This window comes from Methylobacterium sp. ap11 (assembly GCF_900110515.1).
GTDB lineage: Bacteria > Pseudomonadota > Alphaproteobacteria > Rhizobiales > Beijerinckiaceae > Methylobacterium > Methylobacterium ajmalii.
On the sequence record NZ_FOEB01000022.1, the window covers coordinates 111,658 to 121,653 of the forward strand.

General features: G+C 72.2%; 8 protein-coding genes. 6 read left to right on the forward strand and 2 right to left on the reverse strand.

The features are described from left to right. The first annotated feature begins 97 nt into the window (after positions 1–97). From BMX97_RS24895 to BMX97_RS24915, 5 genes are all read left to right on the forward strand, one after another. Positions 98–2,071, forward strand: a complete 1,974-nt coding sequence (locus BMX97_RS24895; protein WP_091753892.1) for a putative bifunctional diguanylate cyclase/phosphodiesterase — start codon at positions 98–100, stop codon at positions 2,069–2,071. Between the two features lie 139 nt (positions 2,072–2,210). Then, entirely contained in the window at positions 2,211–3,416 is a 1,206-nt protein-coding gene (locus BMX97_RS24900) for a fumarylacetoacetate hydrolase family protein (RefSeq protein ID WP_091753893.1), read from the forward strand. A 152-nt stretch (positions 3,417–3,568) separates the two neighbouring features. Further along, positions 3,569–5,665 (forward strand): carbohydrate porin, encoded by a 2,097-nt coding sequence (locus BMX97_RS24905; RefSeq protein ID WP_091753894.1) that lies wholly within the window; start codon positions 3,569–3,571, stop codon positions 5,663–5,665. Between the two features lie 139 nt (positions 5,666–5,804). Beyond that, entirely contained in the window at positions 5,805–6,968 is a 1,164-nt protein-coding gene (locus tag BMX97_RS24910) for an acyl-CoA dehydrogenase family protein (protein WP_091753895.1), read from the forward strand. Positions 6,969–7,120: 152 nt separating this feature from the next. Then, positions 7,121–7,822: an alpha/beta fold hydrolase gene (locus BMX97_RS24915; protein WP_091753896.1), complete on the forward strand. Its 702-nt coding sequence runs from the start codon at positions 7,121–7,123 to the stop codon at positions 7,820–7,822. Positions 7,823–7,826: 4 nt separating this feature from the next. On the opposite strand, the gene BMX97_RS24920 is transcribed toward BMX97_RS24915, so the two are convergent. After that, positions 7,827–8,468, reverse strand: a complete 642-nt coding sequence (locus BMX97_RS24920; RefSeq protein WP_091753897.1) for a glutathione S-transferase family protein — start codon at positions 8,466–8,468, stop codon at positions 7,827–7,829. 31 nt (positions 8,469–8,499) lie between these two features. Continuing rightward, a complete protein-coding gene (locus BMX97_RS24925) occupies positions 8,500–8,793 on the reverse strand; it encodes a hypothetical protein (RefSeq protein ID WP_091753898.1) in 294 nt (97 codons plus the stop codon). 241 nt (positions 8,794–9,034) lie between these two features. Here BMX97_RS24925 and BMX97_RS24930 point away from each other — a divergent pair. Then, positions 9,035–9,996, forward strand: a 962-nt coding sequence (locus BMX97_RS24930) for an MCP four helix bundle domain-containing protein (protein ID WP_143074714.1), incomplete at its 3' end; no start/stop codon positions are given.

Below are 9,996 nucleotides of genomic sequence, written 5' to 3' on the forward strand. Positions count from 1 at the left end.
TGCCGTCAACGATTCTTTACCTGCAACCGCTAAGGGAAGAACACTGACGCGCCGAGGGGTCATGTCAGGAACAGGTAGTCAGGAAGCAGGCGCCGACATGTTGCCCGCGAGCGACGACACCGACCTGCGGTCATCGATCCGACGCGACCAGCTCGATTCGGTCCGGCGCAGCGTCCAGCCCGCCATGCTGGTGAATGCGCTGCTCGGCGCCGCCAGCGCCCTGGTGGCCTGGCATGCCGGGAACGGGCAGGCCGGCCTCGCCTGGTTCGCGGTCTCGTCGGCCGTGAACCTGCTCCGCGTCGGCCTGTGCCGGGCACCCTGCCCGGGCCTCGCGGCCGGCGAGGCGCCGGAGCAGGCCGAGGACATGGCGCGCTCGGTCGACCGGCACCTGCGCCTCGCCACCCTGGCGGCCCTGCTGTCGGGCGTGGTCTGGTCCCTGGTGCCGCTCCTTTGCGCCGGCTACACCGCGCCCGAGACGCTGTTCTACCTCATCGTGACCTGCGGCATCACCGCGGGCGCCGTCGCCCACGGCACGGCCTTCGCGGCGATCCCCACGAGCTTCATCGCGCCGCCGCTGCTGACCGCGGCGGGCTGCCTCGCCTGGGCCGGCGGCTTCGACCGCACCTGCCTCGCCCTCACGGTGCTGCTCTACCTCGCGGCGCTCCTGCGCAATGCGGCCGAGACCGAGCGCACCTTCCGGCGCACCAGCCGGCTCAAGAACGAGGCCACGGCGCTCGCGCGCTCGCGCCAGGAGGCCCATGCGGCCGCCTCGATCCTCGCCGAGGAGATGCGGCGGCGCGCCACCCACGACGTGCTCACCGGCCTCAACAACCGCGCCGGCTTCGCCCTGGCGGCGGAGGAGCGCATCCAGCGCCCCGGCCCGGCGCCGTGCCTGATGCTCCTCGACCTCGACGGCTTCAAGTCGGTCAACGACGTCTACGGCCACACCACCGGCGACCGGGTGTTGGTCGAGGTGGCCCGGCGCCTGCGCCGGAGCCTGCCGCCGGAGGCCCTGGCGGCCCGCTTCGGCGGCGACGAGTTCGCGGTCCTGTACGACCCGTCCGCCGCCCTGCCGCCCGCCGACCTCGCGGCGGCCCTGATCAAGGCGGCGGTCGAGCCCTTCGACGGGCTGGATGCCGGGCGGCTCGGCATCAGCGCCGGGCTGTGCCACGCCCACGGGCCCGACCTGACCCAGATGCTGACCTGCGCCGACGAGGCGCTGCACGCCGCCAAGGCCGCCGGGCGCAACCGCTTCCGGATCTTCGACGAGAGCCTGCGCGGCCGCATCGAGCTGCGGCGCGACTGCGAGCGCGACCTGTCGCACGCGCTCGCCGAGACCGGCGTCGCGGTCTGGTTCCAGCCGATCTTCGGCGAGGGCGGCCGCACCGTGGCGGGCCTCGAGGCCCTGGTGCGCTGGCACCACCCGGTCCACGGCTGGGTCCCGCCCGGCGAGATCGTCGCGGCCGCCGCCCGGGCCGGCCTGACCGAATCGCTCCTGCGCGTCATCCTGGAGCAGGTCTGCGGCGCGCTCCAGGCCCTGCGCGCCGGCGGGGTCCAGGGCGTGCGGGTGGCGATGAACGTGTCGCCGCGGGAGATGGTGCAGGTCCCGGTCGACGAGATCGTGCTCGAGCGCCTGCGGACGCTCGGCCTGCCGCCGGCGATGCTCGAGATCGAGATCACCGAGGAGACCGCCCTCGACATCGAGGCGGTGCAGGGCAAGCTCCTCGCCCTGTCGCGGGCCGGCATCGGAATCGCGCTCGACGATTTCGGCATCGGCTACTCGTCGCTGGCCTCGCTGCGCCCCCTGCGGGCCGGCCGGGTGAAGATCGACCGGAGCCTCGTCACCGGCCTGGCGGATTCCGACGACAAGCGCGGGCTGGTCCAGGCGGTGCTCGGCCTCGGCCGGGCCCTCGGCCTCGAGGTGGTGGCCGAGGGCGTCGAGACCGCCGAGGACCTCGCGGTGCTGCGCAGCCTCGGCTGCCCCTTCGTCCAGGGCTACCACCTGGGCCACCCGGCTCCCCTCGACCAGGCGCTCCGCCAGGTCCTGGCCTGCCGGCCGGACGCGGCCTGACGCCCGTCACCGCGGGAAGGGCGGCGCCCGGATCCGGACGATCCGGCGTCTTCCGCGCTTCCCCGCCGCGGCCGATCGGCTTAGGTCTCTCTCCATGCTGCGCCCCCGCCGAACGGGAGCCGGCCGGGAGGAGACACCCATGCAGCCGATCCTCGATGCCTTCGACGCCCGCGCCATCCTGCCGGAGGACGGCTGCGCCGGGGCGCTCGCCGGCCGCGTCTGGCGGCCGGAGCTGAACGGCCCCAGCGTCGTCGCCGTGCGCGACGGCGCGTCGGGCGCGCCCGAGCTCGTCGACGTCACCCGCGCCTTCCCGACGGTCCGCGACCTGTGCGAGGCCGCCGATCCGGTGGGCGCCCTGCGGGCCGCCGCGGGCGAGACGCTCGGCCCCCTCGACGCGGTGCTGGCCAACACCCCGCCGGACACCCGCGACCCGTCGCGGCCCTGGCTCCTGGCCCCCATCGACCTCCAGGCGGTCAAGGCCGCCGGCGTGACCTTCGCGGTCTCGATGCTGGAGCGGGTGATCGAGGAGCGGGCACGCGGCAACCCGGACGCCGCGGCGGCGATCCGCCTCGAGGTCGGCCGCCTCGTCGGCGACGACCTGCGGCGCCTGAAGCCCGGCTCGCCCGAGGCGATGGCGCTCAAGGCCGTGCTGGTGGCGCAAGGAGCGTGGAGCCAATACCTCGAGGTCGGCATCGGCCCGGACGCCGAGATCTTCACCAAGGCCCAGCCGCTCTCGGCGGTCGGCTGCGGCCAGGAGGCCGGCCTGCATCCGGGCTCGCAGTGGAACAACCCCGAGCCCGAGATCGCCCTGGTGGTCGCCTCCGACCAGCGCATCGTCGGGGCGAGCCTCGGCAACGACGTCAACCTGCGCGACTTCGAGGGCCGCTCGGCCCTGCTGCTCGGCAAGGCCAAGGACAACGCCGCCTCCTGCGCGCTCGGGCCGTTCGTGCGCCTGTTCGACGATCGCTTCTCCCTTGATGACGTCCGCCGCACGGTGGTGAGCCTCGAGGTGATGGGCGCGGACGGCTTCCGGCTGTCGGGCACCTCGCCCCTCTCGGAGATCAGCCGCGACCCGGCCGACCTCGTCGAGGCGATGATGGGCGGGACCCACCAGTACCCGGACGGCGCGGTGCTCTTCCTCGGCACGATGTTCGCCCCCGTCGAGGACCGCGGCGCACCGGGCCAGGGCTTCACCCACCAGGTCGGCGACCGGGTGGTGATCCGCAGCCCCGGGCTCGGGGCGCTGGTCAACCGGATGCGCCATTGCCAGGATTGCGAGCCCTGGACTTTCGGGGCGGCGGCGCTGATGCGCAACCTCGCGGGCCGCGGGCTGCTCGGCGCCTGACGACGCTCTCGGCGTAGGGTAACCGGCCTCGGGCGCCGGACCGTGACAATACCGTCACGGAAACCGTAGAGGCCTCTCCTGGACGAACGTGGCCGGTTGCCAGGAATATAGCAATTGCTATACCCGGCACCGGAACGGCAGGGGAAGCGGCGATGCGGCGTGCGGGCGGAGCGGGACTCGGTGTGGCGCTCGGCCTGTGGGCCGGGCTGGCGAATGCCGCCGACCTGCGCCCTCCCGCGCCCACGCCCGCGGAGGGGCCGACCTACACCGACTGGTCGGGTCCCTATCTCGGCGTCGAGGGCAGCGCCGGCGCCTCGTTCGGCAATTACCGCTTCGGGCCGAGCACGGTCGGCGGCCGGGCGATCCCGGCCTTCCAGAGCGGCGACTCGACGCGGCGCTCGGATGCGGGCCGCACCGCCACCACGGCGGTCGGCGGGCTGTTCGGCGGCTACAACTGGCAGACGGGTCCCTACCTCTACGGGATCGAGGCCGACCTCTACGGCGCCAACCTCAAGCGCCCGGTCCCCTCGACGGCTTTGGGCTTCGGCTACGAGGCCGTCGATCCGGCCTTCAGCGTGATCCGCGCCAAGACCGACCTCTACGGGGCCGTGCGCGCCCGCCTCGGCTACGCGTTCGAGAGCTACCTCGTCTACGCCACCTTCGGGCTCGCGGGCGCCGACGCGCGGGTGCTGGCGACCTACCCGGACGCCGCTGCCGGAACGACGGCGACGGCGCGCAAGGACCTGTCCTTCCTCGGCTTCACCCTCGGGGCCGGCGTGCAATACGCCATCACCCCGAACCTCGCGCTCGGGCTCGACTACCGCTACATCGACCTCGGCCGGTCCGGCCGCTTCGACCTCGGCGCCGTGCCGGGGCTCGGCCCCGTCGCCACCCAGGCCGCCTTCTCGTCGCACCAGATGATGGCGCGCCTCTCCTGGTACCCCTACGGCCTCAAGCTGCCGGCGGAGGTGGCCGAGGACGCGCCGGCCAGCCGCGACACCGGCCGCTATTCCTTCCACGGCCAGACCACCTTCGTGATGCAAGGGGTGCCGGGCTTCCGCGCGCCCTATCGCGGCGAGAACAGCCTGGTGCCGAACCAGGTCCAGTCCACCACCACCGCGACCCTGTTCCTCGGCGTGAAGCTGACCGACAGCACCGAGCTCTACTACAACCCGGAATTCTCGCAGGGCTTCGGCCTGTCGCGGACGCTCGGCGTCGCCGGCTTCGTCAACGGCGAGGCCCAGAAGGCCGGTGCGCCGTTCCCGAAGCTGCGCTCCAACCGCTACTTCATCCGCCAGACCTTCGGGCTGGGCGGCGCCACCGAGGACGTGCCCGACGGCGTCAACCAGGTGGCGATGACCCGCGACGTCGAGCGGATCTCGGTGGTGGCCGGCAAGTTCGCGCTGGGCGACTTCTTCGACGGCAACGTCTACGCCCACGACCCGCGGGTCGACTTCATGAACTGGTCGATCTGGGGCTCCTCGGCCTGGGACTTCCCGGCGAACCTCCCCGGCTTCACGCAAGGCGTGATGGTCGAGTACAACCGGCCGGAATTCGCGATCCGGGCCGCCTACACCCAGGTGCCCAAGCAGCCCTCGAACGACGTGCTCGACCCGCGGGTCTTCGAGCGCGCCGGCACCAACATCGAGTTCGAGGAGCGCCACGTCCTGCCGGGCCTCGACCAGCCGGGCAAGCTGCGCATCGGCCTGTTCAGCAACGTCGGCAATACCGCCAACTATCGCCAGGTCGTCGACCTGACTCAGGGAGGCGTCTACGACGACATCAACGACGCGGCCGCCGCGACCCGCCGGCCCCGGCGCAAGACCGGCGCCTACGTCAACTTGGAGCAGGCGCTCACCCCGGATCTCGGCCTGTTCGCCCGGGCGAGCGTCTCGGACGGGCGCAACGAGAGCCTGTCCTTCACCGACGTCGACCGCTCGGTCTCGGGCGGCCTGTCCCTGAAGGGCACCGCCTGGGAGCGGCCGAGCGACACGGTCGGGATCGGTGGGGCGATCAACGGCCTGTCGCCGTCGCACCGGGCCTACTTCGCCAACGGTGGCCTCGGCCTGCTGATCGGCGACGGACGCCTGACCTACGGCACCGAGCGCGCCTTCGAGACCTACTACGCGCTGAGCCTGACCAAGGCCGTGACGGTGTCGTTCAACTACCAGCTGGTGGTGAACCCCGCCTATAACCGCGACCGCGGCCCGGCGAACTTCTTCGGCACCCGGCTGCACGCCGACTTCTGACCGCCGTGAGATACGCCGGCCGCGATGGCAGGCACGCCTCGACGGTATGACACGGACCGAGGCGGACCGTGTAAACCTGTCGCGAACGACCGGCGCCCCGGATCCCCCTCCGACGGCCCGGCAGGCAGGAGACGCCCGAATGACCGAGACCGACGCGCTGCGCCATCCGGAGATCCGCGAGGAGGTCGCCAAGCTCTGCGCGCGCTTTCCCGACGAGTACTGGCGCCGGCTCGACACGGATCGCGCCTACCCGACGGACTTCGTCAACGCGCTGACCGAATCCGGCTACCTCTCGGTGCTGATCCCCGAGGAATACGGCGGCTCGGGCCTGCCGCTCTCGGCGGCGGCCGCGATCCTCGAGGAGGTGCAGCGCTCCGGCTGCAACGGCGCGGCCTGCCACGCCCAGATGTACACGATGGGCACCGTGCTGCGGCACGGCACTCAGGCCCAGAAGGAGCGCTACCTGCCGGAGATCGCCGCCGGCCGCCTGCGGCTCCAGGCCTTCGGCGTCACCGAGCCGACGAGCGGCACCGACACCACGGCGCTCCGCACCACCGCACGGCGCGAGGGCGACAAGTTCGTCGTCAACGGCCAGAAGATCTGGACCAGCCGGGCCGAGCATTCCGACCTAATGCTGCTGCTCGCCCGCACCACCCCCCGCGACCAGGTGGCGAAGAAGACCGACGGCCTCTCGACCTTCATCGTCGACATGCGCACCGTGCTCGGCCGCGGCCTGACCATCCGGCCGATCCGCACGATGATGAACCACAATTCGTGCGAGGTGTTCTTCGACAACATGGAGGTGCCGGCCGAGAACCTGGTCGGCGAGGAGGGCAAGGGCTTTCGCTACATCCTGTCGGGCATGAACGCCGAGCGGCTCCTGATCGCCGCCGAGTGCGTCGGCGACGCCAAGTGGTTCATCGCCAAGGCCTCGGCCTACGCCCGCGAGCGCCAGGTGTTCGGCCGGCCGATCGGCCAGAACCAGGGCATCCAGTTCCCGATCGCCAAGGCCTACGCCAACATGCGGGCCGCCGAGCTGATGGTGCGGGAGGGCTTGGCGCTCTACGAGGCCGGAGCCAACCCGGGGGCGGAGGCCAACATGGCCAAGATGCTCGCCGCCGACGCCTCGTTCGAGGCGGCCAATGCCTGCATCCAGACCTTCGGGGGCTTCGGCTTTGCCGAAGAGTACGACGTCGAGCGCAAGTTCCGCGAGACCCGGCTCTACCAGGTGGCGCCGATCTCGACGAACCTGATCCTGTCCTACATCGCCGAGCACGTGCTCGGCATGCCGCGCTCTTACTGACGCGATTTTCGGAGGATGTCCTCCGGAATTCGTGCCACGAGCCGGCGCGGCGCCCGAGCGAAGCCGGTATCTACCTCACGAAGCGATCAACCAGAGATCGCATGACGGCGAACGCCGCCCTCGGGGTCCCGAGGGCGGCCACGGAACCCCCCATGACCTTCCCTTCCGGCCCGCTGCTGTTCCTGCCCGGGCTCCTCAACGACGCCGTCCTGTGGCGCGGCCCGATCGCCGCCCTGGCCGACCGCGCCGCGGCCGCGGTGGCGGACCTGACCCTCGACGACAGCGTCGCCGCCATGGCCCGCCGGGCGCTCGCCGCGGCGCCGCCGCGCTTCGGGCTCGTCGCCCTGTCGATGGGCGGCTACGTCGCCTTCGAGATCCTGCGCCAGGCGCCCGAGCGGGTGACGCGGCTTGCCCTGTTCGACACCGGCGCCGCGCCGGAGGACGCGGCGCACGCGGCGCTGCGGCGCCAGGGCATGGAGCAGATCAAGGTCGGGCGCTTCGCCGGCGTGACGACCCGCCTGCTGCCGAAGCTCGTCCACGCCTCGCACGTCGCCGGCCCGGTCGGCGACGCCGTGAAGGCGATGGCCGAGCGGGTCGGGGGCGAAGCCTTCCTGCGCCAGCAGCGGGCGATCCTCGCCCGGCCCGACAGCCGGCCGACGCTTGCCACGATCCGGGTACCGACCCTGGTGGCGGTGGGCGCCGACGACGTGCTGACGCCACCGGCCCTGGCGCAGGAGATCCATGCCGGCATCCCCGGCTCGCGCCTGCACGTCCTGACCGAGTGCGGCCACCTCCCGCCGCTGGAGCGGCCGGAGGGGACAGCCGCGCTGCTGCGCGAGTGGCTCGACGCCTGACGCCTCAGGTCAGCATCGGGGCAAAGCCGGGATCGCCCGTCTCCATGGCGCGGCGATAGGCTGGGCGCGCCCCGATCCGCTGCAGGTAGGCGCGGATCGCCGGATGGGGCGCGAGGTCGACCGGCTGGAACAGCCGCATCGTGGTGAGCGAAAAGACGCTCATGATGTCGGCCGTCGTGAACTCCTCCCCGGCGAGGTACGGCACCGCGGCGAGCCGCGCCTCGACCAGCGCCATCACCCGGTCGAGGCGGCCCTGCACCGCCGCCTGGACCGGATGGTCGGGGGGAAGCCCGACGCGGCCGACCATCATCATCCGGCCGAGGACCGGCTGGAGATTGCCGTTGGCGAAGTGGAACCAGTACAGGAAGGCGGCATAATCCGGGTGATCCGGCCCGAGCCGCAGCCGGCCGCCGCCGTGCCGGACCGCGATGTACTCGACGATCGCGGCGGATTCGGCGAGCACCAGCCCATCCTCCTCGATCACCGGCGCCGCGCCGAGCGGATGCAGCGCCCGCAGGTCCGGCGGCGCCAGGATGGTGACCGGGTCGCGGTCGTAGCGGACGAGGGTGTAGGGAACGCCCAGCTCCTCGCACAGCCAGAGGATGCGCTCCGATTGCGAGCGGCCGAGGTGGTGGATCGTCAGCATCGCGCTGCCTCCGTTCACACGCGACGGCGAATCACCGGTTCCCCGCCGCCGGCCCGCCCGCCGTGCCGCCGCTGCCGGGCGGTCCCGCAGTCGGGCTGCCGCCGATCCAGACGCCCGGGTTGGTGCCGGGCACCGACGTGCTGCTCGGGTTGCCGGGAAGATTCTGGGTCGGGCGCGAGGCCGGCGGCTTCGTGCCGGTGCCGGGGGCCGGCGCGCCGACCGCGTCGCTCGGCGGCGGCACCCGGGCGGTCTGGGCCGCGGCGGGACCCGCGAGGCCCAGAGCAAGGCCGAGGGTGGTGGCGAGCGCGCGGGCGGTTCTGGTCATCGGCCTGTCCGTTGGGAAGCGTCGCGACCTCAACACCGGGGCGGCCTTCAGGTTTCGCGGCGCGGATGCGCGGGGGGCGGGCCGGGGCCCGGATCCCGTCGCCTCGGGCACCGAAGCCCGAGAGGTTGGCCCGCAAGGTGCCCTCAGCGGACATAATTCCTAAATTACCCAAAGATACCAACCAATTAAACAAATATTTATGCTTCTTCGACAATCTATCGACGACCAACCGAGCGATACCATGAAGCTGAAGATCTCACATATCTTGATCGGATTGATCGCCGTCCTGTCGGTCGGCCTGCTGGCGCAGGGTGTCGTCGGGGGAACGCAGCTTCGCGCCGTCAACGCAAACTCCCTCGATCTGTCGGAGAACTGGTTGCCGAGCGTTCGGGAGCTGGGCGAGCTCAAATACAAGGTGACGCGCCTGCGCCTCGTCGACGCCCGATACGTCATGGCGTCCGAGGCGGTGAACGAGCTCGACGCCGTCTCGGAGAGCCGTGCCAAGACCATCGATGAGGTCGCGTCCCGCTACGAGACCCTGATCTCGAGCGCCGAGGAGCGCGACCTCTGGACGACGTTCCGACGGCACTGGGGCGACTACCTGGGGGTGCGGTCGAAGATCGTGGCCGCCGCCCGGGCCAGGGACCAGCGTACCTCGAGCGAGCTGTTCCAGGCCTCGCGCCAGCCTTTCGACGCGGCCCTGGCCGCCCTCGATCGCGGCACGGCCCTCAACGTCAAGGGGGGCGACGCCGCCCGGCTCGCGGCCCAGGCGATCTATTCGCGGGCCCTCTGGCTCACCGGGCTCCTGTGCTGCCTCGGCCTGGCGATCGGTCTCGCGGGCGCCGCCTACGTCGTCGGCGGCATCACGCGGCCCATCGACCGTCTGATCCGGCGCATGCGCGGGCTGACCGCCGGCGACGTGGACGGCGACGTGCCCCATACCGACCGCGCCGACGAGATCGGAGCCATCGCGGGCGCCGTCGAGTCGTCCCGCGACAACCTGGTCCGGACGCGGCAACTGGAGCAGGAGACGCTCCTGGCGCGGACGACCGCCGAGGAGCAGCGGAAGGCCGGCATGCGCCAGATGGCCGACGGGTTCGAGCGGGCGGTCGGCGGGATCGTCGGCCTGGTGTCGTCCTCGGCCACCGAGCTGCAGGCCACCGCCGGCACGATGACCGCCACCGCGACCCAGACCGCCTCGCA

Excerpts from the sequence above, each read along its gene's own strand:
- BMX97_RS24920 (WP_091753897.1), bottom strand. The coding sequence starts at position 8,468 with ATGCTGACGATCCACCACCTCGGCCGCTCGCAATCGGAGCGCATCCTC.
- BMX97_RS24905 (WP_091753894.1), top strand. The coding sequence starts at position 3,569 with ATGCGGCGTGCGGGCGGAGCGGGACTCGGTGTGGCGCTCGGCCTGTGG.
- BMX97_RS24900 (WP_091753893.1), top strand. The coding sequence starts at position 2,211 with ATGCAGCCGATCCTCGATGCCTTCGACGCCCGCGCCATCCTGCCGGAG.
- BMX97_RS24925 (WP_091753898.1), bottom strand. The coding sequence starts at position 8,793 with ATGACCAGAACCGCCCGCGCGCTCGCCACCACCCTCGGCCTTGCTCTG.
- BMX97_RS24910 (WP_091753895.1), top strand. The coding sequence starts at position 5,805 with ATGACCGAGACCGACGCGCTGCGCCATCCGGAGATCCGCGAGGAGGTC.
- BMX97_RS24895 (WP_091753892.1), top strand. The coding sequence starts at position 98 with ATGTTGCCCGCGAGCGACGACACCGACCTGCGGTCATCGATCCGACGC.
- BMX97_RS24915 (WP_091753896.1), top strand. The coding sequence starts at position 7,121 with ATGACCTTCCCTTCCGGCCCGCTGCTGTTCCTGCCCGGGCTCCTCAAC.